Below are 24908 nucleotides of genomic sequence, written 5' to 3'. Positions count from 1 at the left end.
GCAAGTGTGATATCGGCTCGCGCAGCACAACGGAGCCGACCCATGACGATCGCGGGTTTCATCGCTTACGCCGGCGCGCTTGCCATCGCCGCATCCATTCCCGGCCCGGGCATCACCGCCCTGGTCGCCCGGGCGCTCGGTTCGGGTTTTCGTCCGGCATTGTTCATGAGCTTCGGGCTGATCCTGGGCGATCTGACCTATCTGACCGCCGTCGTGCTCGGCCTTGCCGTGGTCGCGCAGAGTTTCGGGCTGGTCTTCCTAGTCGTCAAATGGGCCGGTGTGGCCTATCTCGCCTGGCTGGCCTATCGTTTCTGGACGGCTGGCATCGTGGCGGAGACGGTGACGGCAGAGACGGGGCGGGGCGGCCTGATGGCGAGTTTCGTCTCCGGCGTCACGATCACGCTCGGCAATCCCAAGACCATGATCTTTTACCTCGCCATCACGCCGACCGTCATCGATCTCGCCGCGGTTTCGGCAAGCGACTACGCAGCTCTGGCGGGGTTGACGGCGCTGGTGCTGATCGTCGTGCTGGTGCCCTATCTGGCACTCGCCGCCCATGCCCGTACGCTTTTCGCGCGCCCGGCCGCCTTGCGGCTTCTCAACCGGACGGCCGCGACCTTTCTCGGCGGGGCCGCCGCGGCGATCGCCATACGCGGCTGACCGGTCGCAGGGCGTTCCGTTTCCAATATCGGGTCTCTGAACGGCGCGGTGCGGGCGCTTCGCGCAATGGTTGAAAATCGTGCTTGACCGGACGCTCGAGCAGGCGCACAAGCGAATCCTCTCCGATGACAAAAAAGGGTGGTCGCGGGCATGAGCGCGTGGGGCTTCCTCCAACTATGTGTGTCAACGGCGGTCTTCCTCGCCGCCGCGAGTGTCGCCAAGACCTGGACAATGACGCCGTCGACCGGCCGGCTGGTGTTGACCCTTGCGCTCTATACGCTCGGCAATCTGATCATGCTGCGCCTGATCCGCGATTTCGGGATGGGCGTGGCGCTCAGCCTGTCGGCCGTGATCCAGCTCGTGGCCGTCAATCTCGTCGCCTTCGCCTGGTTCGGCGAACGCCTGAACGCCGTTCAGGGAAGCGGCATCGCCTTTGCGGTGCTGGCCGTGACGCTGGTTTCCCTGGGACCCTATTTCACCGGCCGCTGAGCCATTTTGCTCCTGCGTTACGGTATCGCCGTCGTTGATGCCGTGGCGACTGCAGGCACCGGCCCCGCAGCGCCTTGGCGCATCGGTCCGTCCCGGTTTCCATGCATATTGATGTTTTAAACATGACTATATATAGAATAATGATTATCAATGAGGGATAAGAGCGAAGCGTGATCACCGCAGCTCAAATGAAGGCCGCGCGGGCGCTTGCCGGTATCGACCAGAAAACGCTCGCCGAGCGGGCCGGCGTTTCGCTGCCGACCATTCAGCGCATGGAGGCCTCCGAAGGGGTGGTGCGCGGGGTGGTCGACACGCTGGTCAAGGTGATCCAGGCCCTGAACGAGGCCGGCGTCGAGTTGATCGGCGATCACCAGCCCAGCACGGAGGGCGGTCGCGGCGTGCGCCTGAAGGAGCCGGGTAGCTAGGGTGTGACGGCGGCCGTCTGCCGCGACGGCGGCATGATCCGGTTTCGCCGATGTTTTGCCTTGTCCGTATGTGGTGCGGCCGGTTGCGGCGTGCCCGAACCGGAGTGGTGTGACCGTGCAGTCGTCGATTTCCCATAGCGCCCGTCCGGCCGCGGCCGGGTTTCGCGAGCTCTTCACGCCCAAGCTGGTCACGGTGTTGCGCGAGGGATACGGCCTTGCAGCGCTGCGCGCCGACGCCGTTGCCGGTCTGACCGTTGCGATCGTCGCACTGCCGCTATCGATGGCGATCGCCATCGCCTCCGGCGTTTCCCCCGAACGGGGCCTGTTCACCGCGATTGTCGGCGGTTTCCTGGTGTCGGCGCTCGGCGGCAGCCGCTTTCAGGTCGGTGGCCCGGCCGGCGCCTTCATCGTGCTGGTGGCCGCCACGGTTGAGCGCCACGGCATTGACGGGCTTTTGCTGGCGACGCTGCTGGCCGGCCTGTTCCTGATCGCGATCGGCTTGCTGCGGCTCGGCACCTACATCAAGTTCATCCCCTATCCGGTCACGGTCGGCTTCACCGCCGGCATCGCCGTCATCATTTTCGCCAGTCAGTTGCGCGACCTGTTCGGGCTCGCTCTGCCCGGCAAGGAGCCGGGGCCGCTGATCGAGAAGCTGCCGGTGCTGTGGACCGCGGCCGAAACGGCCAGTCCCGCGGCGTTCGTCGTTGCCGTTGCGACCGTCGCCGTGATCGCCGCGGCCAAGCATTTGCGGCCCGGCTGGCCCGGCATGCTGATCGCCATCGTTTTGGCGGCTGTGGCGGTGGCCGTGTTTTCCTTGCCGGTCGAGACGGTCGGCGACCGTTTCGGCGACATCCCGCGCATGCCGCCGGCGCCGGCAATGCCTGGCTTCAGTTCCGACAAGCTCATCGCCGTGCTGCCTGACGCCGCCGCCTTCGCACTGCTTGGAGCGATCGAATCGCTGTTGTCGGCCGTCGTCGCCGACGGCATGACCGGCCGGCGGCATCGCTCCAATTGCGAACTCGTCGCGCAAGGCGTCGCCAATATCGGCTCGGCCCTGTTCGGCGGCATCTGCGTCACCGGGACGATCGCGCGCACCGCCACCAATGTACGCGCCGGGGCGCGCGGTCCGGTCGCGGGCATGCTGCACGCTCTGTTCCTGCTTGCCTTCATGCTGCTTGCCGCGCCGCTCGCGCGCTACATTCCGCTGGCCGCGCTTGCCGGGTTGCTCGCTTTCGTGGCCTGGAACATGGTCGAGCGTCACGCGATCGCCGCCATCGTGCGCTCGTCGCGCGGCGAGGCACTGGTCCTCGGCGTGACCTTCCTTCTCGTGGTGTTCCGCGACCTGAGCGAGGGCATTCTCGTCGGCTTCGCGCTTGGCGCGCTCTTGTTCTTGAACCGCATGGCCAAGTCGATCGCGGTCGAGACGCACGTGCCGTTTGTCGAGGAGGATGTCGCAGACAGCGTCAATGGCGACCGTGCCGCCTACGATGCTGCCGAGGGCAGTTCGCCCGAGACCGTGGTCTATCGCATTTCCGGCGCCTTCTTCTTCGGGTCGGCCGCCACCGTCGGTGCGGTTCTCGACCGTATCGCCGACCAGCGCCGGAACTTCATCCTCGACTGTTCGGCCGTGCCCGTTCTCGACACCACGGCGGCCAATGTGATCGCCGGCGTTGCGCGCAAGGCGCATCGTGCCGGGATTCGTTTCGTCATCGCCGGTGCCGCGCCGCCCGTGCGCCGCATGCTGCAGCGCCAGGGCGCGCGTCGGCCGCATGCCGTGTTCGCGGCGAGCCTGAAGGAGGCGCGTGCGCTTTTGTCAAACGGCTGACGGTGTCGGCGCCTCGGCGTTGACGCAGGCGGCAAGCTCGTTGCGGAAGCGGTCGATCATCCAAGCGGTCGCCGGTCCGGGCAGGCGCGCGACATGGTGGAGTGCGATCAGGGTAAAGGCGCGTTCGGGATAGGCGTCGATGGACAGCCGCACCAGCCGTCCTGCTTCCAGATCGGCGCGCACCGTCGAAATCGGCAATCCGCCCCAGCCGAGCCCGGCCAGGATCAGCGCGTGCTTGACCCCCATGTCCGTCATGCGCCAGTTGCGAAACGACAAGACGCCGAAATCCCGGCCGCGCGTATGGTCGGTCGGATCGGTGATGACGAGCTGCGTCTGTTCGCGCACCAGCTCGATCGGCACGGGTGGCACGGCTCGTGCCAGCGGGTGGCCTGGTGCCGCGACCGGGATCATCGAGGTTGCGCCGACGCCGGCGCGCACCACCCGCGCGTCGATGTCGGTCACCTGGCCGCCGGCGATGCCCAGCGTCGCTTCCTGCCGCAGGATCTGGTCGTGCACCATGCCGAGCGCGCCGACATTGAGCCGCACGCCGACGGTCGGGAACCGGTCGCCAAAGGCGCCGAGCACGCGGGCAAGCGCCTGGGTCGGCACGGTGGCGTCGACGGCGAGAGCGATTTCGGGCTCCAGCCCGCTTTTGAGGCCGCCCGCCCTGGCGCGCATCCCCTCCAGCCCGGCAATGATGCGCCGCGCGTCTTCCAGCAGCACCGCGCCCGCTTCCGTCAGGCTCGGCAGGCGCGTGCCGGCACGTTCGAACAGCTTGACCTCGAGCTGGGCTTCCAGATTGGCGATCGCGTAGCTGACCACCGATTGCGAGCGGTTGAGCCGGCGTGCGGCGGCGGAGAAGCCGCCGGTTTCGGCCACGGCCATGAAAATTTCGATCTGATCGAGCGTCGGATGTGCTTCCATCTGAAAATCCGATGGTTTTTATGGATATTTTCTGTGTTTTCTTGATGAGTATAACGGGCCATCTGAGGACCGAGCAACAAGCGGCGCAAAACCGCCTTTTATCCGAACCAAAGGAGAGCTCCATGTCCTCGATATTGCTGGTCACCGCCAGCCCGCGCGGTGCAACATCCCTGTCCACCCGCGCCGCCAGGACGGTTGCCGACGCGCTGGCGCGCCGGACGCCGGGCGCGCGCATCGTTCATCGCGACCTCGCCGCCGCGCCGCTGCCGCATATCGATCAGGATTTCGCCGTCGCGGTGAAAACCCCGGCCGAAAAGCTGACCGCCGCCCAGGCCGACCTCCTCGCCGTCTCCGATGCGGCGACCGACGAACTGCTTGCCGCCGACGCCGTCGTGATCGCCACCGGCATGATCAATTTCTCGATCGCCTCGACGCTGAAATCCTGGTTCGACCATGTCGCGCGGGCGCACCGGACCTTTCGCTATACGGCGGACGGGCCGCAGGGGCTGGCCGGCGGCAAGAAGGCCTATGTCGTGATCGCCTCGTCGGGCACCTATACGGATGGCGGCCCGGCCGCCTCGATGGACCATGCCCGCCCCTATCTGAGGTCGATGCTCGGCTTTTTCGGTATTACCGATATCGAATTCGTCGATATCGAGGGTGTCGGTCTGGGCATCGAGCCGGACGCGGCCATTCTTGAGCGCGCACTCGGCAAGCTTGGTGCAGCCGACTTGGCCGCCGCCGCCTGACGCGGCACCGGCCGAACGGTGGAGGGCGCGAGCCTAAGCCTAAGCCGGCCGGCACAACCGGTCTGGCGGACATGCTTCCGCCCCGGTGTTTTTCGCCTCGTTGCGATCAAGCCGCCTTGCCGTTTGCGGGGCGGCCTTGCCGCGATCGGCGATGCGCGGGCGCCGCCGGTCAGCCTGTGCCCGTCGCCGGCTTCGCCTGGCCGGTGTCGTTCGAAGCGGTGGGGGCACCGTCTTTGGCCGCTTCATTTTTCGACTTTGTGTCCAGCCAGCGCAGGCGCTTGTAGTCGAAGCCGAAGACGAGCGTCGGCTTGACGATCTCGAAATAGGGCGACAGGTCGAAATCGCGCGGCGTGAACAGCGAATGATGTCGGATCGACATGATCTCGCGGCGCGAAAACCGCGATTGCGCCGTCATCTGGCCGGGCGCGCGGGTAATGCGCGGCAGGATCGGGTAGCGCACCTGCTGATAGGCCTGGGCGATCAGCGACGAGCAGATGGCGCGCGTCGGTTCGCCAGAGCCGAAGGCGATCATGCGCCGGCGCCAGCGTACCGGCACCGGCGGTGTCGGGAAGAAATAGCGCAACAGGTCGAAAATGTTCTTGGTGTCGTATTTGAGACCGATACGCTCGACCATGAAGGCCACGACCGCGTCGCGATCCTCCGGCGTCAGCCCGCTCGGCCGGCAGATGCGCGTGTTGTAGGTGCGGTATTTCGACAGCGGCACCGCCACGCAGCCTTCGCCGAGATTGACCTCGATCAGCCGTGGTCGCTCGGCGCCGTCCTGGGGTTCGGGCAGGGCGTCGCCGATATAAAGCGCGGCGTGGCTCCAGGTCGACTGGGTCAGATATTTGATCGCCGCCGAAATGCGCTGATTGCCTTCCACCAGCAAGATGTCGCCGGCCCTGAGCGTGCGCCTGAGCGTTTCGGGATCGGACGGGGTGTAGGGCTCGTAGCCCGAGGATTCGGTGCGCAGCCGGTCGGCGAGAAACCGTCCGATCCGGTCGAGCATCGTGTCGGGGGCTTCGCTCATGGCTCCTCCTTGCCGGGAATATGGACCGCGCGGCCGCCGAGTTGAAGAACCCCTGCTTACGCTTTCGATACGAGGAGGGACGGGGCCTGATAGCAGGGACATGGGCGGTCGCAAAGAGCATCGCATCGCACCTTGAAATTAATCAATCGATTGATTAAAGTCATTTTCCATGACCGAGACATTCGACCCGCGCGGCCAGACCGCCGCACCGCCCGCTTCCGCAGAACAGACACGGCTTGCGCTTGTGCGCGCGGGCCTGGCTCTGTTCGGGGCCAAGGGTTTCGACGGCACCTCGACGCGCGAGATCGCCGCCTTGGCCGAGGCCAATATCGGCTCCATCGCCTATCATTTCGGCAGCAAGGAGGGCTTGCGCGCCGCCTGCGCCGACCACATCGTTGCCGCGATCGAGCACATGGCCGCCGAGGCGCTCGACCGGTTTTCGGCCGATATGGAGGACATGGTGTCGCCTGCGGTCGCCCAAGAAGCCTTCGCCGAGGCCTTGGAGCGCATGGTGAATTTTGTCGTCGCGCGGCCCGAAGCCGGCGAGATCGTGCAGTTCGTGCTGCGTGAACTCGCCCATCCTACCGCCGCGCTCGACCGCATCTATTCCGGCGTGTTCGAGCCGACCCATCGCCGGCTGTGCCAGCTCTGGCAGCATGCCACCGGCGAGCCGGCCGAAAGCGACCGCACCAAGATCACCGTCTTCACCCTGATCGGACAGGTGGTCTATTTCCGCATCGGCCGTGAAGCGGTGATGCGGCGCATGGGCTGGGCCGAGATCGGCCCCGCCGAGGCCGGCGCGATCACCACCGTCTCGCGCGCCAATCTCGACGCCATTCTCGCAGCGCACGGAAAGCCGTCATGATGGACCTCGTCTGCGCGATCCCCTACGCGGCGCTGCTGTTTGCCGCCTGCGCCGCGCCGCCGCCGCTAGCTGTCGGTTATGTCGAAGGCGAATATGTGCTGCTCGCCCCGATCGAGACGGCGCAATTGCGTAGTGTGCCGGTGCGGCGCGGCGAGCGTGTGAGCCCGGGCCAGCCCGTCGCGCTGCTGGAGGACGCCGACGCCGAAAGCGCCGTTGCCGAGGCCGAGGCGGCGCTTGCTCGTGCCGAGGCCCAGCTTGCCGATCTGAAACGGGGAAAACGACCGCAAGAAATCGCCGTGCTGGAGGCGGCGGTGCGCTCCGCCGAGGCCCAGCGCCGCGAGGCCGAGCGGGTTCTCGTCCGCATCGAGGATCTGTTCGAGCGTGGCATCGCCACCCAGTCGCGGCTCGACGAGGCGCGCACCGCGGTCGAGGTGGCCGAGGCCGCCCTCAACCAGGCGCAGGCCAATCTCGAGGTCGCCCGCCTGCCGGCGCGCGCCGAGGCGATCCGGGCCGCCGAACATGCCGTCAGCCAGGCGCGCGCCATGCTGCTCACCGCGCGCTGGCGGCTTTCCGAACGCACGCTTGCCGCTCCGGCCGTGGGCCGCGTCGACGATATTATCCGGTTCCCCGGCGACATGGCCGGCCCGGCCGCGCCGGTGCTCTCGTTCCTGCCCGACGGCGCCACCAAGCTGAAGCTCTATCTGCCCGAACCCGCCTTCGCCGCGCTTGCCGTCGGCGATCGGCTTTCGGTCCATTGCGACGGCTGCCCCGACGGGCTGGCGGCGCGCGTCTCCTATGTCTCGCCGGAGCCGGAATTCACGCCGCCGGTGATCTACTCGCTCGAGACCCGTCAGAAGCTCGTCTATCTGGTCGAGGCACGGCCGGAGGCCGGCGCCACGCGGCTCAAGCCGGGCCAGATCGTCGATGTCTCGCTGCCGGAAACCGGCGCCGGGGATTGAGATGAACGCGATCGACGTCCACGGCCTGGTCAAACGCTTCGGTGACAAGACGGTGGTCGACAATGTCAGCATGCAGGTCGCGCCGGGCGAGATCGTCGGCTTTCTCGGTCCGAACGGGTCGGGCAAGACCACCACCATCCGCATCATGTGCGGGCTGTTGACGCCCGACGCCGGCTCCGGGCGCGTGCTCGGCTACGACCTTCTGACCGAAAGCCTGAAGATCAAGCGCGAGGTCGGCTACATGACGCAGAAATTCTCGTTCTACGAGGATCTGACCATCGCCGAGAACCTCGAATTCGTCGCCCGGCTCTACCGGCTGAAGCCGGTCGCGACCCATGTCGCCGACACGCTCGCCGATCTCGGCATGACCTCGCGCCGCAACCAGCTTGCCGGCACGCTGTCGGGCGGTTGGAAGCAGCGCCTGGCGCTCGCGGCCTGCATCATGCATCAACCTAAGCTGCTTTTGCTCGACGAGCCGACCGCCGGTGTCGATCCCAAGGCCCGTCGCGAGTTCTGGGACGAGATCCACCGGCTCGCCCGCGACGGTCTGACCGTACTCGTTTCCACCCATTATATGGACGAGGCCGAGCGTTGCCACCGCATCGCCTATATCTCCTATGGCCGGATGCTGACGACGGGCTCGGTCGCCGACGTCGTCGCCAATGCCGGCCTTGTGACCTACATCGTGTCCGGCCCCGGGCTGGCCGGCATCGCGGCTATTCTTGAGAACCGCGACGGCGTCGAGCAAGTCGCGCCCTTCGGCGCCACGCTGCATGTCGTGGGCTCCGACCGGCAAAAACTCGAGGCGGCACTCTCCGACATCGCCGCACGCGACGGCGTTGCCGTGGCGCCGGGCGAGACCAGCCTGGAGGACGTTTTCATCCAGTTCATGGCCGGCTCGAAGGACAATATGGCATGAACGCCGGGACGACCCCTGCCTGTCAAAATATAGGAGGCCGGGTCCTCGGCGGAGCGGGCCGATGAACCGGTTTTTCTCCCTCGGTCGGCTCGGCGCGCTGTTGGTGAAGGAATTCATCCAGATGCGGCGCGACCGCGTCACCTTCGCCATGATGCTCGGCGTGCCGCTGATGCAGTTGCTGTTGTTCGGCTACGCCATCAACACCGATCCCAAGAGCCTGCCGGCCGCGCTGGTCGCCACCGGCAACGACCATTACACCCGCGCCATCGTGTCCGCGCTCCAGACCACGAATTATTACCGCTTCGACCACGTCGCCGACAGCGCGACCGAGGCCGAGCGGCTGATGGCCCGCGGCGCGGTCTCCTTCGTCGTCACCATCCCATCCGATTTCGCCCGCCGGGTCGACCGCGGCGAGGCGCCGCAAATCCTGATCGAGGCCGACGCCACCGACCCGTCGGCCTCCTCGGGCGCTGTCTCGACGCTGTCGACGCTGGCCGCGCGCGCGCTCGACCGCGAGCGCGGTGTTGCCCCGGGCGCGCGCGGCGGTCCGGCGCTCGATGTCGTCGTCCACCGCCGCTACAATCCCGAGGGTATCTCGCAATACAACATCGTTCCCGGCCTGCTCGGCGTCATCCTGCAAATGACCATGGTGATGATGACGTCGATTGCGCTGACCCGCGAGATCGAGCGCGGCACGATGGAAAACCTGCTCGCCATGCCGGCCAGCCCGGCCGAGATCATGCTCGGCAAGGTTTTGCCCTATCTGGTCGTCGGCGGGGTGCAGGTGGCTGTCGTTCTGGTCACCGCCAAGCTGCTGTTTTCCGTTCCCTTCGTCGGCTCTTTGCCGCTTTTGCTCGGCGCGATCCTGATCTTCGTGCTGGCGCTGGTGCTGCTCGGCTACACGATTTCCACCATCGCCCGTACCCAGATGCAGGCCCTCCAGCTCGCCTTCTTCTTCTTCCTTCCCTCGATCCTGGTGTCGGGGTTCATGTTTCCCTATCGCGGCATGCCCGGGTGGGCGCAGCTTTTCGGCGAGATCCTGCCGCTGACCCATTTTCTGCGCGTCGTGCGCGCCGTCATGCTGAAAGGCGCCGACCTTGCCGCCATCGGCACCGAGATCGCTTGGTTGATCGGGTTCGTGGTCTTCTTTTCCGTCCTCGCCCTGCTGCGTTTTCGCCGCACGCTGGACTGACGCGCTTCGGGGGTCCGAAATCGAGGCGCTGCCAGAGGCATGTCGCGCCAGCTTGCTTCGCAGCATGCCGCCTTCGCGCGTTCAATCGAAAGCGCTCTGGCCTATTCGCACCCGGCCCCGCCCAGCGCCCGCGCCAGAAGCGCCGGTTCCACATTGCCGCCCGACAGCACCACCGCGACCGTCTTGCCGGCAATGTCGAGCCCGGGCGAGGCCAGCGCGGCCAGGCCGACCGCGCCGCCCGGCTCCGCCACAAGCTTGAGATGCTCGGCGGCGATACGCATCGCGGCCAGGGCCGCGTCGTCGGTGACGGTCAGCGCGCCGGCGAGCCGGCCGCGATTGACGGCGAAGGGGAGCCCGCCGGGCGCGGCGGTCAGGATCGCGTCGCAGAGCGATGCGTGGCCGGGTCGGTTGGCGACGATCCCGCCCGCCGCCAGCGAACGGGCCCAGTCGTCGAAATTCTCCGGCTCGACCGCCCAGACCCGCGCCTGCGGGGCCATCGCCTCCAGCGCGAGCGCGATCCCGGCCGTCAGCCCGCCGCCGCCGCATGGCACCAGCACCATGTCCAGTCTGGCATTGGCGGCCTCAGCCTGTTCGGCCAGTTCCAGCCCGACCGTGCCCTGGCCGGTTATGATCGCCGGGTCGTCGAAGGGCGGCACCAGCACCATGCCGTCGTCGACGAAGGGCTGCACCACCGCCGTCCGGTCGTCGCGAAACCGGTCGAAGGCGACGATCTCCGCACCCAGCGCCTTGACGTTGCCGGTCTTGATCGCTGGCGTATCGGCCGGCATGGCGATCACCGCGCGCATGCCGAAGATTTTCGCTGCGGCGGCCACGCCCTGGGCATGGTTTCCGGATGAAAACGCCACCACGCCGCGCGCCCGTTGCGCCGGGTCGAGCTGTGCGATGCGGTTATAGGCGCCGCGCAGTTTGAAGGAGCCGGTGCGCTGCAGCGTCTCGGCCTTCACCAGGATTCGCGCGCCGTAGCGGGCGTTGAGCGACGCCGATTCCAACAGCGGTGTTTCGACCGCCACGCCGTGCAACCTGGCGCGCGCGGCGCGAATCTCCGCGAAGCTCGGCAGGGCGGTGTCGGTTGTAGTCATGGCGGAATCCTTGTTGCCAGCCGGCGATCATCGTAACTTTCGTGCCCGCGTGCCAGCGCCATTTTGTCACCCGGTCAATCGACGATTGAAACGCGATACGCGACGCGTTAGTTTGGAATCATTCTAAACTGGAACGTGTCTCTCATGCTTTCCCGTGTCTTCGGCCTCGGCCGCCGCTCCTTCGACACGCTCTCCGAGCAGGAAATCCTGGCGCTCGCCATCTCCTCGGAGGAGGACGACGCCCGCATCTATCGCGCCTACGCCGACGGGCTGCGCCAGGAATTTCCGCAGTCGGCGAAGATTTTCGACGAGATGGCCGACGAAGAGGACGATCATCGCGCCGCCTTGATCGACATGCATCGCAAGCGGTTCGGCGAGCGGATTCCGCTGATCCGGCGCGAGCATGTGCGCGGCTATTACGAGCGCAAGCCCGACTGGCTGGTGCGTCCGCTCGGCGTGGATCACGTACGCCGGATGGCCGAAGAGATGGAACGCCAAGCGCAGCGTTATTACGCCGAGGCGGCCAAGCGCACCACGGATGCCGCCACCCGCAAGCTGCTCGGCGACCTGGCGGCTGCCGAGCAGTCGCACGAGGATCTCGCCCATAGGCTCGGCCTCAAGCACACGCCGGGCGACGTGCGCGAGCAAGAGCATCAAACCGAGCGTCGCCAGTTCATCCTCACCTACGTTCAGCCGGGGCTGGCCGGGCTGATGGACGGTTCGGTATCGACCCTGGCGCCGATCTTCGCCGCCGCGTTTGCCACCCACGACACCTGGCAGACTTTTCTGGTCGGGCTCGCCGCCTCGGTCGGCGCCGGCATCTCGATGGGCTTCACCGAAGTCGCCTCCGACGACGGGCGGCTGTCGGGTCGCGGTTCCCCGATCAAGCGCGGCCTCGCAACCGGCATCATGACCACGGTCGGCGGGCTCGGCCACGCCCTGCCTTATCTGATCCCGCATTTTACCACCGCCACCGCGGTGGCGATCGCCATCGTGTTCGTCGAATTGTGGGCGATCGCCTGGATCCAGAACCGTTTCATGGACACGCCGTTCTGGCGCGCGTCCTTCCAGGTGGTGCTCGGCGGCGCGCTGGTCTTCGCCGCCGGCGTTTTGATCGGCAGCGGCTGAGACCGGCCCGCCTGAGCGCCGCGCTGAGCGACCTGCCCGGCGCGATTGCCTGACCTCGGAGCATGGGTCTATTGTCGGAGACCGACCCGAAAGGCAGGAGGCGACGATGGCGAGCAGGACGACCGAGGGCGAGGCAATCGATATCGGCTTCGACGGCAGGCGCTGCATCCACGCGCGCAATTGCGTGCTCGGGCGTCCCGACGTGTTCGAGCCCAACGCGCCCGGCGGCTGGATCCGTCCGCAACGGGCCGCGGTCGAACGCATCGTCCAGGTGATCGAAAGCTGCCCGTCCGGCGCGCTCACCTACCGGCGCAAGGATGGCGGTGCCCAGGAACAGCCGCCGGCGGTCAACACGCTCAGGCTGCGTGAGGATGGACCGCTCGCGCTCCATGCCGACATCAGGCTCGGCGAGGAGGCGCTGTTGCGCGCTGTGTTGTGCCGGTGCGGCGCCTCGCAAAACAAGCCGTTCTGCGACGGCAGCCACGCCAAGGCCGGCTTTCGGGCAACCGGAGAGCCGGCTGCCAAGGACAGCGCCGCGCTCGAGGCCCGCGACGGGCCGCTCACCGTGACGCCGCAGCCGAATGGTTGTCTCAAGATCGAGGGCAATCTGGAGATCGTCTCGGGCACCGGCCGCATGGTCGAGCGCACGCAGCGCGCCTTTTTGTGTCGCTGCGGACATTCCGCCAAAAAACCCTGGTGCGACGGCACCCACAAGAAAATCGGCTTCACCGCCTGACGGCTGCCGCGGGCCCGAGACCCTGCCGCCAGAAGCCGCGGGCCTGATGCCGATGCTCGAGCGCGAAGCGGTGTTGCGTTCGCGCATCACGCGGCGTCGAAAACCAACCCGTCGCCCGCATTTTTCGTTTTTCCACTTTTTGGGCACGATTCGGCCGCTTCCGCGGCCCGATTGCCGTGCATCGGCCGCATGTGTTGACGCCGGCATTCACCAGGAATTCATGACTTGGCAGTAAGCTTGCGACTCATTCGGGAGGGATAACCGAAGGGACGGGAGTCTGAACCAAAATGGCGTTCTGGAGCACGATGCTGCGTTGCGCGACCACGATCCGCGAATTTCTCGCGCCGCGTTATCGGCCTGAGCAGCATTATATGCGCGGGCCGGGCCCGGCGTGCGCGCGGCGTTTGCCCGCCGGCGGAGATGTCGCTCAGCATTGATGGGTTGCGCATTTGCGTTCAACCGCTAGATTTTCTCCCATAACTACAAAAAATGGGAGAAACACCAATGGGTATGTCCTTCAAATTCGCATTGCTTCCTGCAGTGGCCATGTCGTTCGTGGCCGGCGAGGCGTTTGCCGCGACCGAGTGGAACGTTTCGACTTGGGGAAAACGCCGCGCTTTCACGGAACATCTGCATAAGATCGCCGAATTGGTCGAGCAGAAGACCAATGGCGACTTCACCATGAACATTTCCTATGGCGGTCTGTCCAAGAACCGGGAGAATCTCGACGGCATCTCCGTCGGCGCCTTCGAGATGGCGCAGTTCTGTGCCGGCTACCATCCCGATAAGAACCCGACCATCACCGTTCTCGAACTGCCCTTCCTGGGCGTCAATACGTTGGAGGAGGAAGTGGCGGTCTCCCATGCCGTTTATGGGCACGCCGCCACGCAAAAGGACCTGGCGCGCTGGAACGCCAAGCTGTTGATGACCTCGCCCATGCCGCAATACAATGTCGTGGGCACCGGACCGGCGCCGCGCGCGCTGGAGGATTTCCAGGGCAAGCGCATCCGCGCCACCGGCGGCCTCGGCAAGGCCTTCGAGACCGTCGGCGCAACGCCGACCTCCGTCACCGCCACCGAAGCCTACAACGCGATGGAGGCCGGCGTGGTCGATTCGGTCGCCTTCGCCCAGCACGCCCATCTGTCGTTCCGCACCATCGACCTTGCCGACTGGTGGACTGCGAACCTCAATCCCGGCACGGTCAATTGTCCGATCGTTGTCAACACCGATGCCTATGAGGCTTTGTCGGACGAGAACCGCGCCGCGCTCGATTCCTCGGTCGACGAGGCGATCCAGCATTACCTCGCCAATTACGGCAAGCTGCTGGAAAAATGGGAGGCGATTCTGGCCGAAAAGGAGGTCGAGAAAGTCGCCTTTCCGCCCGAGGAGATCGCCAAGTTCGAGGACAAGGCCGCCACGGGCACCCGTGAGCAATGGATCAAGGACATGGAAGCCCAGGGCATTCCCGGCCAGGAACTCTATGACCTCGTCCAGGCGACCTTGAAGGACATGCGCGGCTCCAACTGACGCGACCCCGGTCCCGCGCCCGACAGGCGCGCGGGACCGGGCGCTCTCCGGGAGGGCCCATGTCCGCTCAAACCATCCCGCAAGACGGGTCGCTGCTGTCGCGGCTCGACCTTGCCCTGTTCCGGCTGGAAAAGCTGCTGGCGCTGCTTGCCGGCATGACGATCCTGATCGTGATGCTGATTTCGGTCGCCAATATTCTCGGCCGCAAGATCGTCAACATCCCCGTCCCCGGTTTCGTCGACTGGATGGAACAATCGGTTCCGCTGATCGCCTTTCTCGGCATCGCCTACTGCCAGCGCCTCGGCGGCCATATCCGCATGGACATCCTCGTCGGCAGGTTGCAGGGTCGCGTGCTTTACGCCGCCGAATGGATCGGCGTGCTCGCGCTGCTGGCGCTGTCGGTGACGCTGATCTGGGGTTCGTGGCTGCATTTCGACCGCAGCTTCGACTTCTCCGCCCCGTGGTGGAGCCGCGATTCCACGNACCCCGGTTGCCGTGCCGCTGATCGAGACGCCCGCCCAGCAGGCCGAGCGCGAGGCCGGCACCGTCTCGGGCCTTGCCGATGACGGGGACGATACCGGCAGCGGTGGAGGGCGCCCGTGAGTCCGATCGAAGTCTCCGTCCTGTTGTCGCTTTTGTTGATCGTGCTGGTGCTGATCGGGGTGCGCGTTGCTTTCGCCACCGCGCTGATTGGCCTGTTCGGCCTGTTCCTGATCTTCGCCATCGACAAGGGCCAGGGCGTGGAACGCGGGTTCATGACGGCGCTCAAGATCGCCGGCCAGGTGCCGCATTCCAAAATGTCGAGCCACGTCCTGTCGCTGATTCCCACCTTCATCCTGATCGGCTATCTCGCCTATTATGCCGGCCTCACGCGTGCGCTGTTCGAGGCGGCCAAGCGCTGGGTCGGCTGGCTGCCGGGCGGGCTCGGCGTTTCCACCGTGTTTGCCACCGCCGGTTTCGCCGCCGTCTCCGGCGCCTCGGTCGCCACATCGGCGGTGTTCGCCCGCATCGCCATTCCCGAAATGCTCAAGCTCGGCTACGACAAGCGCTTCGCCGCCGGCGTCGTGGCGGCCGGCGGTACGCTCGCCTCGTTGATCCCGCCCTCGGCCATCCTTGTCATCTACGCCATCATCACCGAGAGCTCGGTCGGCGCCCTGCTTCTGGCCGGCTTCCTGCCCGGCATGGTCTCGGCGCTGATCTATGGTGCTCTGGTCGTCGGTCTCGCCTCCGTGCGCGACGATCTCGGTCCGCCCGTGCGCGGCTTCACCTGGGGCCAGCGCCTGCAGGCGCTGCCCGGCGCGTTCCCGATCCTGTTCGTGGTCTTCATCATCATCTTCTGCATTTATGGCGGCTGGGGCACGCCGACGGAGGCCGGCGCGCTCGGCGCCTTCGTCGTCCTGGTGATGGCGCTCTGGCGCGGCATGCGCTGGCAGCAGCTCAAGAGTGCGCTGCTGGAATCGGCCAAGCTCACCGCCATGATCTTCACCATGATCTGGGGTGTCCTGATCTATGTGCGCTATCTGGGGTTTGCCGACCTGCCCGGCACCTTCGCCGACTGGATCGCGGGGCTCGAACAGTCGGCCTTCATCACCCTCATGCTGATCCTGCTCGCCTATGTGGTGCTGGGCATGTTCATGGACGCGATCGGCATGCTGATCCTCACATTGCCGATCGCCTTTCCGGCCGTCATCGCGCTCAATGGCGGCGCCGAGGTGACGGCGTCCGCCTCCGCGCTCGGCATGTCGGGCACCGAGGTCGCGATCTGGTTCGGCATCATCGTCGTCAAGATGTGCGAACTGTGCCTGATCACGCCGCCGATCGGGCTCAATTGCTACGTCGTGGCCGGCGTGGCGTCCGAGCGCCACCCGATCTCGGTCCAGGACGTCTTTCGCGGTGCCTCGCCGTTTTTCGTCGCCGACGTCGTCACGGTCGGGGTCCTGATCGCCTTCCCCGACATCGTCCTGTGGCTGCCGCGCCTGCTGCTTGGGTAGGGCGGGTGGTTCAGCCGCCGAGCCCTTCGAACAGCGCCGTCGACAGGTACCGTTCGGCGAACGAGGGGATCACCACCACCATCAGCCTGCCGGCGTTTTCCGGGCGCGTGCCGACAGTGATCGCCGCATCGAGAGCCGCGCCCGAGGAGATGCCGGCCGGCACACCCTCGAGCCGGGCAAGAAGGCGGGCATGGGCGAAGGCGGCCTCGTTGGACACCGTCAGCACCTCGTCATAGATCGACGTGTCGAGGATCTTCGGCGCGAAGCCGGCGCCGATGCCCTGGATCTTGTGCGGGCCGGGATCGCCGCCCGAAAGCACCGGCGAGGCCTCCGGCTCGACCGCGATCACCGTGAGCGAGGGCTTGCGCTGCTTGAGCACCTGGCCGACGCCGGTGATCGTGCCGCCGGTGCCGATGCCGGAGACGAGGATGTCGACACCGCCCTGCGTGTCGTTCCAGATCTCCTCCGCCGTCGTTTTGCGGTGGATTTCGGGATTGGCCGGATTCTCGAATTGTTGCGGCATCACCGCGCCGTCGGTCTCGGCCACCAATTCCTCGGCTCGCGCGATCGCGCCCTTCATGCCCTTGGCGCCTTCCGTCAGCACCAGTTCCGCGCCCAGAAAAGCCAGCATGCGCCGGCGCTCCACAGACATCGTCTCCGGCATGGTCAGGATCAGCCGGTAGCCCTTGGCAGCCGCCGCGAAGGCGAGCGCGATGCCGGTATTGCCCGAGGTCGGCTCCACCAGCGTGGTTCTTTCCGGCGCGATGCGGCCGTCTGCTTCCATCGCCTCGATCATGGCGACGCCGATGCGGTCCTTGACGCTGGCGAGCGGGTTGAAGAATTCCAACTTGCCGACAAGCTGGGCGACGATGCCCGTCTCCTTGGCGAACCTGTCGAGGCGTACCAGCGGCGTGTCGCCGATCGTCTCGGTGATCGAGCCGTAGATACGGCCGCGTCCTGGTTTCTTGGCGCCCGCGCTCATGGTGAACCTCATGCCTCTTCGGGGATTTGCAGTTTGTGCCCGCAGGATTTGCAGAACACGGCGTCGGGGTCGTGGCGCTGCAGCGCGCATTCGGGACAAGGGTAGAAGACCTTGCTTGGCCGGAAGATCGACTGCGCCAGCTTCACGAACAGCGAAATGCCGATGATCATCGTCACGATCGCGGTCAGCTTGCCCCAGACGCCCGGCAGCACGATGTCGCCGAAACCGGTCGTCGTCACCGTTGCCACGGTGAAATACAACGCATCGACATAACCCTCGATCCCGCTGCCGTTGCGGAAGAAGCTCGCATAGACGAAGCCGGTGACCACGAACAGGAAGGTCATCAGATTGACGATCGCCTGCATCGTCTCGCGCCATTCGCCGCGTCCGCGCCGCTCGAGCGGTCTCCAGATGAAGCCGCTGCGCGACAGCGACCACAGCCTGAGCACGCGCAGGAAGCCAAGATTGGCGAACGTGTAGGGAAAAAGCAGCGTCACCAGGATGAAGATGTCTACCCACACCGTCGGCTGCCGCAGCCAGCGCAGCACGTTGGAGGCGGCGAGCCCGCGTGCCAGCGTGTCGGCAAACAGAAAGCCGGCGATGGTGTAGTCGACCCACAGGAAGGACGGACGGTCGCGCAGCACCGGCGAGGCGACGAAGAACGCGATCACCGCCAGATCGAGCACGATCACGGCGAACTGGAAACGCAGCGCCGTCTGCGTGCGGCCGTGATAGAGGCGCCGCAGCGTCCCGCGCAGCCTGTCGAGCCGGCTGTCCTCGGTCGTCTTGGCGGCGTTGTCGCTATCCATCCGCACCGAGATAGTCGGCCATGCCGGTCCCGTCCAGTCCTGCGCCGTTATCGCCGTTGCCGGCATATCTGCCCTGCACAAATGACCCATTGTCACATACGGCGAATCGGTGCTAGCTGTGCGTCACACGACAGGGGTGCTCCGTATCGCCGGGGCTGAGATTGAAGGTGCGAAACCTTCTGACCCTCAAGCTGATCTGGGTAATGCCAGCGGAGCGAGACGAGCATGTTTTCCGGCGCGCAGATTTCCATCTATCCCATGTCCGACGATTTCGTCGGTGTCATCCTCGGCGTCTTGTCGGCGCTCGATCCCTATCGCGACCGGCTCAGGCTGGAGACCGACGACATCTCCACCTTGATGGTCGGACCGCCCGAACTGCTTTTTCCGGCCATGCGCGATCTGTTCGTGGCCGCGTCCCGCGGCGGGGTCCACTGCGTGCTATCGGCTGCCGTCTCGCGCGGCTGTCCCGGCGAGCCCGACGACCCGGCCTGCACGCCGCTTGACGCTTCAAGCGGCGATGACCGGCCGCTGGCCGCGCGTATCGACGCCGCCCGCCAGGCTGTGATGCGGGCCGACAATACCGGCTGCCCGGTCGCGGCGCAGTTTTCCCTCTACCCGCTCGGCGCCGGTCACCACATGGACGAGATCTACGGCTGCATCGATTTCGTCAAAGCGTCGGGCGTGTTCGAGCGCTCCAAAAATTTCTGCACCAAGCTGCGCGGCGATGCCGGCCCGGTCTTCGCCGCGGTCGAGGAGGCCTTTTTGCGCTTCGGCGCCGCAGACGGCCATGTCGCGCTCGACCTGACCGTATCGGCCAACAGCCCGACCCCGGTCTGAGCCCTGTTTGCGCCGCAAAGCCGGCGGCGCCATCCCGAAAGGACAAGCCATGACTTCCCCACGCTGGACTCAGCGCGAAATTCTCATTCTCGCCGTGATCGGCGCCGTCTTCGCCGTGCTCTATCTGGGCTGGGTGCAGGTATGGCTGATTTCCCAGGCGGTGTTCGGCCCGGTGACAATGGATATCGCGATGGGTTTCTGGTTCATCGCCTCCATCGTCGCCGCCGCGATCATCCGCAAGCCCGGCGCGGCCTTCCTGGCCGAGGTGCTGGCCGCCGCGATCGAGCTTCTGCTCGGCAGCCCGGCCGGACTGATGCTGGTGGTGTCGGCCGCGATCCAGGGCGCGGGCGCGGAAGCCGTGTTCGCGGCCACGCGCTGGCGCAATTACTCGCTTCCCGTTCTGATGGCGGCCGGCGTCGGCGCCGCGCTCGCCTCCTTCGCCTATACCTGGGTGCGCTTCGACTATGGCGCGCTTGAGCCCGGCCTGCTGGTGCTGATGTTCGCGCTGCGCTGCCTTTCGGGTGCCCTGCTCGGCGGCCTGCTCGGCCACGTCGTGGTGGAGGCGCTCTATCGCACCGGCGTTCTCTCCGGCTTGAAGATCGACCATGACCGTCGCGCTGCCGCAGCCTGACGCCGCGCCGGTGCCGATGCGGGAACCGTCGCCGGCGCTTGCCTTCGACGACTTCGCCGCGCGCTATCCATTCGCGCGCTCTCCCGCCGTCGGCCCGGTCGGCTTTACCATGCGCGCCGGGGAGCGGGTTTTGCTGCTGGGTCCGTCGGGTTCGGGCAAGTCGACGCTGTTGCTCGCGCTGACCGGCCTGGTGCCGCAGGCCGTGCCGGCGGAAACGACGGGCGCGGTTCGGCTGTTCGGCGCCTCGGTGGCCGGGTGCCGGCCCTCGGACTGGGCCGGCCGGGTCGGGCAGTTCTTCCAGGACGCCGACCAGACCCTGTGCGGCATGCGGGTTGAGGACGAAATCGCCTTCGCGCTCGAAAACCTGGCCTGGCTCGAACCGCAGATCCACGCGGCGGTGAAAAGGGCGCTTGCCGCCGTCGGCCTGCCGGAAACAATCCGTCGGCGTCGTACCGCCACGCTTTCGGGCGGCGAAAAGCAGCTCGTCGCGCTTGCGGCCACCATCGCCGTGGAACCGGTTCTGCTGGTCGCCGACGAGCCGACGGCCAGCCTGTCGCCGCGCGCGGCGCATCGGTTCCGGGCCCTTCTGGCCAACTGGTCGGCGGAGCGCGCCGCGCTGGTTGTCGATCACCGTCTCGACGGGCTGGTCGACGTGGTCGAGCGCGTGGTCGTGCTCGGCGATGACGGCCTCGTTCTCGCAGATGGCCCGCCACATGTCGTTTTCCGCCGCCACCACGCGACGCTCGACGCGCGCGGCATCTGGACCCCGCTCGCGGCCGACCTCGACCGCGAACTCGCCGCCGTCGGCCTCGCCGCCGACACCATGCCGCTGACCGTCGCCGCGGCGTTGGACGAGCTTGACGCGCTTGACCTTCGCGGCCGGGACCGCGCCAGGGCGCGCCGCGCGCTTGCCGCCTTCGTTGCCCGCCACGCGCCGTCGTCCGCCCACGCTGCAGGCGATGCCCCGCCTGTCGTGCGCCTCGAAGCCGCCGCCTGCGCGCCGTTTCTCGGTCCCACGGTCGTGTCGGATATTGAGCTCGAGATTCGCGCGGGCGAGGTTGTCGGTATCCTGGGCGCCAACGGCGCCGGCAAATCCACGCTCGGCTTCGCCCTGGCCGGCCTGCTGCGCCTGAAGGCGGGGCGGCGCGTCGGCGCCATGGGGTCGATTTCCTTCCAAAATCCCGAGGCGCAGTTTTCGGCCGGCTCTGTCGCCGCCGAAATCGAGGCGGCGCTGGCGAGTGCCGGCGACGCCGAGGCGCGCGCATCGCGGACGGCCCGCATCCTGCGCGACTGGGATCTGGAGCGCCTGGCCGCGCGCCATCCGTTCGAACTCTCCCAGGGCGAAAAGCGCCGTCTGGCGCTCGCCTGCCTAGCCGCCGACGAGCGGGCGCGGCTGGTGGTGCTGGACGAGCCGCTCGCCGGGCTCGACCGGCGCGGCGCGGCGATGGTGGAGGCGGCCGTCGCCGGTTATGTGCGGGCCGGGCGTGCGGTCGCCATCGTCACCCATGACATGGATTTCGCGCTGCGCCTGTGCCCGCGCTGTCTGGTGCTGGGTCAGGGCCGCGTGCTGGCCGATGGCTCCTCGGCAACGCTCATGCGCGACCGGCCATTGTTGCAGCGCGCGGGGCTGGAACCGCCGCAGATCGCCCCGGCGCTGGACTGGCTCGAAAGGCACGCGTGATGTTGTCCTGGCTGCACCCGCTGCCCAAGCTCGTGGTCGCCCTGGCGTTCCTGTTGGCCTCGATCCTGGTCTTCGATCTCGTCTTCCAGATTGCGCTGAGCCTCGGCATCGTCCTGGTGCTGATCGTGTTCGAGCGAGTGCCTGCCTGGAAGGTATTGCTGTTGTGCGTGCCGTTCGCGCTGTTCGGCTTCGGATTTTTGACCACCAGCCTGCTGTTTCGACAAGAGGCCGGCGCCGCGCTCGACAATACCGGGCAATCGCTCTGGCACGCATTGCCGTTTTCCGCCGGCCTGACCCTGTTTTTCCGCGCCATTGCCGGCGGTCTCGTTTCGATGGCGTTCGCCTTGACCACCGATCCAGGACAATTGGTGCGCGCGCTGATGGCCTGCCGAGTGCTGCCGCCGCGTTTTGCCTATGCGCTGTTCTCCGCGCTCGAACTGGTGCCGGATCTTGCCGGTGCGGCCAATGAGATCCGGCTGGCCCGTGCCATGCGCACCGGCCGTCCGCCGCGTCGCGTCCCCGGTCCGGTGGAGATCGGCGCGCTGGTGGTACCGCTGCTCGCTTTCGCCGTGCGCCGGGCCGGGCGCGCGGCGATCGCCATGGAGGCGCGCGGACTGGCCGCCGGCGGCGCGCGCACCATCATCAACCTGCCGCGGCTTTCCTGGCGCGACGGTGCCTTTGTTGGCATGGCCGGCTTGGTTCTTGCTATGCTGGTCGCCGGTGCCCGTATGGGCTGGAGCCTGCCGAGCATCGCCGGTGCGGCGTGACGGGCCGCGACAACGCGCCCCATGTGCGTTTCGGTCACTTTGACCCCGCGCCCGCGCGGCCTATGTTTGCCGGCGGGAGGGCATGAAAGCCGAGGTTGTGATGGACCCGCTTATCCTCTCGCGTATCCAGTTCGGTGCGAATGTTTCCTTCCACATCCTGTTTCCGACGATCACCATCGCGCTCGGCTGGGTGCTGCTTTTCTTCAAATTCGCCTATAACCGCACCGGCAACGACGCCTGGATGCAGGCCTATTTCACCTGGGTGAAAGTGTTCGCGCTTTCCTTCGCGCTCGGTGTGGTGTCCGGCGTGACCATGAGTTTTCAATTCGGCACCAACTGGCCGGGTTACATGGAAACGGTCGGCAACATTGCCGGTCCGCTGCTCGCCTACGAGATCCTGACCGCGTTTTTCCTCGAGGCGGTGTTTTTGGGCATCATGCTGTTCGGCTTCCGTCGCGTGTCCAACGGCATGCACACGCTGGCGACCTTCCTGGTTGCCTTCGGCACCACCATGTCGGCCTTCTGGATCCTGGCGCTGAATTCGTGGATGCAGACGCCGGCCGGTTTCGAGATGCGCGACGGCGTCGCCCACGCCACCGACTGGTGGGCGGTGGTTTTCAATCCCTCCTTTCCCTGGCGGCTGATCCATATGCTGATCGCCTCCGGCCTCACCGTCGCCTTCCTGATCGCCGCGTTTTCGGCCCTGCGCTATCTGCTCGGCGATCGCGCGGCCTCGATGCGCAAGGCGCTCGCCACCGGCGTCGTCATCGGCGCGGTGCTGATTCCGGTGCAGATCTTCGTCGGCGACCTTCATGGGCTCAACACGCTCGAGCACCAGCCGCAGAAGGTCGCGGCGATGGAGGCCAACTGGCAGACCCGGGCCAACGTGCCGCTCGTCCTGTTCGCCATCCCCGACGAGGAGGCGCGCGAAAACCGTTTCGAAGTCGCCATTCCAGGCGGCGCCAGCCTGATCCTCAAGCACAGCCTGGACGGGGTCGTGCCCGGTCTCGACGACTATATCGGCGATCATCCGCCGGTTTTCGCCGTCTTCTGGGCGTTCCGCATCATGGTCGGGACCGGCCTTTTGATGCTCGTCGTCTCGTGGGCCGCGGCCTGGTGCCTGTGGCGCGGACGCGAACTGCCCAGGCCGCTCTTGTGGCTGATGGTCCCAATGGGCCTGTCGGGCTGGGTCGCCACGCTCGCCGGCTGGTACACGACCGAGATCGGCCGTCAGCCCTGGTTGGTCACCGGCGTGCTGAAGACGGCCGACGCCGTCGGCCCCGTTTCCGGCTCGCATGTCGGCTTCACGCTCGCCGCCTATCTGGCGCTCTATGCCGTGCTTTTGGTGGTCTATCTCGGCGTCCTTGTCCATCTCGCCCGCAAGGCGGTGGCCGAGGGCGATCCCGAGCCGGCGCCCGCGGCCGCCGACAGGGCACTGTCGCAGCCGGCCCAGCCGGCGGAATGAGGGAGGCGTCGATGATCGACGATTGCCGCCATATGGCCGCACCACAGACATGCGAAAGGGACGACCGTCATGGGTTTTGACTGGCCGAGCGCATTGCCGTTGATCTTCGCCGGCCTGATGGGGCTGTCGATCCTGATTTATGTCGTTCTCGATGGGTTCGATCTCGGCGTCGGCATCCTGTTCGCCGCCGCCGCCGACCACGAGAAAGACACCATGATCGGCACCATCGGTCCGTTCTGGGACGCAAACGAGACCTGGCTGGTGCTGGCCGCCGGCCTGTTGCTGGTTGCCTTCCCGCTCGCGCACGGCGTCATCCTGACCGCGCTTTACATGCCGGTTTTCGCCATGCTGGTCGGGCTGATCCTGCGCGGCGTCGCCTTCGATTTCCGCGCCAAGGTGCCGGTTCACCGCAAGGGCCGATGGAACGTGCTTTTCTTCGCCGGCTCGCTGATCGCCGCGCTGTCCCAGGGCTACATGCTGGGCGTCTATGTGCTGGGCCTGCGCGAGGGGGTCGGCGCCATCGGCTTCGGTTTCCTGGTCGCGCTCTGTCTTGCCGCGGCCTACACGGCCATGGGCGCGGCCTGGTTGATCTACAAGACCGAGGGCGCCCTGCAGGAAAAGGCGGTCGGCTGGCTGCGTTCGGCACTGGTTTTGACCGTGCTCGGCATGGGCGCCGTGTCACTCGCCACGCCGCTCGCCAGTCCGCGCATCTTCGACAAATGGTTCGCGTTTCCGGCCATGCTGTGGCTGGCGCCGCTGCCGCTGGTCACGGCGGGCTTGTTCCTTCTTCTGTGGCGGCGCAGCGCGGTCCTGCCGCACCCGCAGGACCGCTACGCGCTGCTGCCCTTCTGCACGCTGACCGTGATCTTTGCGCTCGGCTTTGCCGGACTGGCCTATTCCTTCTATCCCTATGTGGTGCCCGAAAAGCTGACCATCTGGCAGGCGGCCGCCGCGCCGGAGAGCCTGGCGATCATCCTGGCCGGAACGCTGTTCGTGCTGCCGGTGATCATTTTCTACAGCATCTATGCCTATCGCGTCTTCGGCGGCAAGGCGACCGACCTCTCTTATGATTGACCGCCCGGCCTGTGACGGCCGCGCGCGCGGGACGAGGTTTCTGCCCGCGCGCGCTTGATCCGCCCGCCCTGCGCCCCTTAAGCTTCACACGGGTTGAACTTAGGGTGCGCGCATCCGGCGAAAGCCGGATAGGGTAATGGGCG

Annotated in this window: 25 protein-coding genes and 1 riboswitch; of the genes, 20 read left to right on the top strand and 5 right to left on the bottom strand. The window is 66.6% G+C overall.

Annotated features, from left to right (window positions below; genetic code table 11):
• Window positions 1-42 precede the first annotated feature (42 nt).
• From C7T96_RS17730 to C7T96_RS17715, 4 genes are all read left to right on the top strand, one after another.
• Window positions 43-660, top strand: a complete 618-nt coding sequence (locus tag C7T96_RS17730) for a LysE family translocator (RefSeq protein WP_106572584.1) — start codon at window positions 43-45, stop codon at window positions 658-660.
• 150 nt (window positions 661-810) lie between these two features.
• Window positions 811-1149, top strand: a complete 339-nt coding sequence (locus tag C7T96_RS17725; protein ID WP_106572583.1) for a hypothetical protein — start codon at window positions 811-813, stop codon at window positions 1147-1149.
• Between the two features lie 170 nt (window positions 1150-1319).
• A complete protein-coding gene (locus C7T96_RS17720) occupies window positions 1320-1574 on the top strand; it encodes a helix-turn-helix transcriptional regulator (protein ID WP_106572582.1) in 255 nt (84 codons plus the stop codon).
• A 109-nt stretch (window positions 1575-1683) separates the two neighbouring features.
• The gene (locus C7T96_RS17715) at window positions 1684-3399 is read left to right on the top strand and encodes a SulP family inorganic anion transporter (RefSeq protein ID WP_245414166.1); all 1716 of its coding nucleotides are present in this window, start codon (window positions 1684-1686) and stop codon (window positions 3397-3399) included.
• Here C7T96_RS17715 and C7T96_RS17710 read toward each other — a convergent pair.
• A complete protein-coding gene (locus C7T96_RS17710; protein WP_106572581.1) occupies window positions 3388-4323 on the bottom strand; it encodes a LysR family transcriptional regulator in 936 nt (311 codons plus the stop codon). The two genes, C7T96_RS17715 and C7T96_RS17710, sit on opposite strands and share 12 nt — an antisense overlap.
• Window positions 4324-4445: 122 nt before the next feature.
• Here C7T96_RS17710 and C7T96_RS17705 point away from each other — a divergent pair, with 122 nt between their 5' ends.
• Window positions 4446-5072 carry an FMN-dependent NADH-azoreductase gene (locus C7T96_RS17705; RefSeq protein WP_106572580.1) on the top strand — a complete coding sequence of 209 codons (627 nt, stop codon included), beginning with the start codon at window positions 4446-4448 and terminating at the stop codon, window positions 5070-5072.
• A gap of 169 nt (window positions 5073-5241) precedes the next feature.
• Here the strand turns inward: C7T96_RS17705 and C7T96_RS17700 are convergent, their stop codons facing one another.
• Window positions 5242-6102, bottom strand: a complete 861-nt coding sequence (locus tag C7T96_RS17700; RefSeq protein ID WP_106572579.1) for a YiiX/YebB-like N1pC/P60 family cysteine hydrolase — start codon at window positions 6100-6102, stop codon at window positions 5242-5244.
• Window positions 6103-6271: 169 nt separating this feature from the next.
• On the opposite strand from C7T96_RS17700, the gene C7T96_RS17695 reads away from it, so the two are divergent.
• The 4 genes from C7T96_RS17695 to C7T96_RS17680 all read left to right on the top strand — a co-directional run bounded on the left by C7T96_RS17695 (window position 6272) and on the right by C7T96_RS17680 (window position 10037).
• A complete protein-coding gene (locus C7T96_RS17695) occupies window positions 6272-6967 on the top strand; it encodes a CerR family C-terminal domain-containing protein (protein ID WP_106572578.1) in 696 nt (231 codons plus the stop codon).
• Window positions 6967-7926, top strand: a complete 960-nt coding sequence (locus C7T96_RS17690; protein WP_106572577.1) for an HlyD family efflux transporter periplasmic adaptor subunit — start codon at window positions 6967-6969, stop codon at window positions 7924-7926. Before C7T96_RS17695 ends, C7T96_RS17690 begins: the two co-directional genes overlap by 1 nt.
• A gap of 1 nt (window position 7927) precedes the next feature.
• Window positions 7928-8845 carry an ABC transporter ATP-binding protein gene (locus C7T96_RS17685; protein WP_106572576.1) on the top strand — a complete coding sequence of 306 codons (918 nt, stop codon included), beginning with the start codon at window positions 7928-7930 and terminating at the stop codon, window positions 8843-8845.
• 61 nt (window positions 8846-8906) lie between these two features.
• Complete coding sequence (locus C7T96_RS17680) at window positions 8907-10037, top strand: ABC transporter permease (protein WP_106572575.1); 1131 nt, start codon at window positions 8907-8909, stop codon at window positions 10035-10037.
• A 101-nt stretch (window positions 10038-10138) separates the two neighbouring features.
• Here C7T96_RS17680 and C7T96_RS17675 read toward each other — a convergent pair whose 3' ends face one another.
• Window positions 10139-11137 carry a threonine/serine dehydratase gene (locus C7T96_RS17675; RefSeq protein WP_106572574.1) on the bottom strand — a complete coding sequence of 333 codons (999 nt, stop codon included), beginning with the start codon at window positions 11135-11137 and terminating at the stop codon, window positions 10139-10141.
• 144 nt (window positions 11138-11281) lie between these two features.
• Between C7T96_RS17675 and mbfA the strand changes: the two genes are divergently transcribed.
• From mbfA to C7T96_RS17645, 5 genes are all read left to right on the top strand, one after another.
• A complete protein-coding gene (mbfA, locus tag C7T96_RS17670) occupies window positions 11282-12265 on the top strand; it encodes an iron exporter MbfA (RefSeq protein WP_106572573.1) in 984 nt (327 codons plus the stop codon).
• A 106-nt stretch (window positions 12266-12371) separates the two neighbouring features.
• Entirely contained in the window at window positions 12372-13001 is a 630-nt protein-coding gene (locus tag C7T96_RS17665) for a CDGSH iron-sulfur domain-containing protein (protein WP_106572572.1), read from the top strand.
• Between the two features lie 504 nt (window positions 13002-13505).
• Window positions 13506-14528, top strand: coding sequence for a C4-dicarboxylate TRAP transporter substrate-binding protein (locus C7T96_RS17655; RefSeq protein ID WP_245414165.1), 1023 nt, complete (start codon window positions 13506-13508; stop codon window positions 14526-14528).
• 59 nt (window positions 14529-14587) lie between these two features.
• A complete protein-coding gene (locus tag C7T96_RS17650) occupies window positions 14588-15094 on the top strand; it encodes a TRAP transporter small permease (RefSeq protein WP_199190507.1) in 507 nt (168 codons plus the stop codon).
• Window positions 15095-15127: 33 nt separating this feature from the next.
• Window positions 15128-16519 (top strand): TRAP transporter large permease, encoded by a 1392-nt coding sequence (locus C7T96_RS17645; protein ID WP_106572570.1) that lies wholly within the window; start codon window positions 15128-15130, stop codon window positions 16517-16519.
• 10 nt (window positions 16520-16529) lie between these two features.
• Here C7T96_RS17645 and cysK read toward each other — a convergent pair whose 3' ends face one another.
• Together cysK and C7T96_RS17635 are read right to left on the bottom strand one after the other, a co-directional pair.
• Complete coding sequence (cysK, locus tag C7T96_RS17640) at window positions 16530-17513, bottom strand: cysteine synthase A (RefSeq protein ID WP_106572569.1); 984 nt, start codon at window positions 17511-17513, stop codon at window positions 16530-16532.
• Window positions 17510-18310: a potassium channel family protein gene (locus C7T96_RS17635; RefSeq protein ID WP_106572568.1), complete on the bottom strand. Its 801-nt coding sequence runs from the start codon at window positions 18308-18310 to the stop codon at window positions 17510-17512. Before C7T96_RS17635 ends, cysK begins: the two co-directional genes overlap by 4 nt.
• 122 nt (window positions 18311-18432) lie before the next feature.
• A riboswitch (TPP riboswitch) is annotated at window positions 18433-18545 on the top strand.
• Between C7T96_RS17635 and C7T96_RS17630 the strand changes: the two genes are divergently transcribed.
• From C7T96_RS17630 to C7T96_RS17605, 6 genes are all read left to right on the top strand, one after another.
• On the top strand, window positions 18536-19147 hold the full coding sequence (locus C7T96_RS17630; protein WP_106572567.1) for a YkoF family thiamine/hydroxymethylpyrimidine-binding protein: 612 nt from the start codon (window positions 18536-18538) through the stop codon (window positions 19145-19147). Its footprint overlaps the riboswitch before it by 10 nt.
• A gap of 49 nt (window positions 19148-19196) precedes the next feature.
• Window positions 19197-19778 (top strand): ECF transporter S component, encoded by a 582-nt coding sequence (locus C7T96_RS17625; protein ID WP_106572566.1) that lies wholly within the window; start codon window positions 19197-19199, stop codon window positions 19776-19778.
• Complete coding sequence (locus C7T96_RS17620) at window positions 19753-21459, top strand: ABC transporter ATP-binding protein (RefSeq protein WP_106572565.1); 1707 nt, start codon at window positions 19753-19755, stop codon at window positions 21457-21459. Before C7T96_RS17625 ends, C7T96_RS17620 begins: the two co-directional genes overlap by 26 nt.
• Window positions 21459-22226 (top strand): energy-coupling factor transporter transmembrane component T, encoded by a 768-nt coding sequence (locus C7T96_RS17615; RefSeq protein WP_106572564.1) that lies wholly within the window; start codon window positions 21459-21461, stop codon window positions 22224-22226. The genes C7T96_RS17620 and C7T96_RS17615 overlap by 1 nt, the downstream gene beginning before the upstream one ends.
• Before the next feature lie 100 nt (window positions 22227-22326).
• A complete protein-coding gene (locus tag C7T96_RS17610) occupies window positions 22327-23691 on the top strand; it encodes a cytochrome ubiquinol oxidase subunit I (protein WP_106572689.1) in 1365 nt (454 codons plus the stop codon).
• Between the two features lie 69 nt (window positions 23692-23760).
• Window positions 23761-24765, top strand: a complete 1005-nt coding sequence (locus C7T96_RS17605; protein WP_106572563.1) for a cytochrome d ubiquinol oxidase subunit II — start codon at window positions 23761-23763, stop codon at window positions 24763-24765.
• Window positions 24766-24908: the final 143 nt, after the last annotated feature.

Source organism: Nitratireductor sp. StC3 (assembly GCF_003015025.1).
GTDB classification, from domain to species: domain Bacteria; phylum Pseudomonadota; class Alphaproteobacteria; order Rhizobiales; family Rhizobiaceae; genus Mangrovimarina; species Mangrovimarina alexandrii.
The sequence above is the reverse complement of the archived record's forward strand: the minus strand, read 5'-3'. Positions and strand labels throughout refer to the sequence as shown.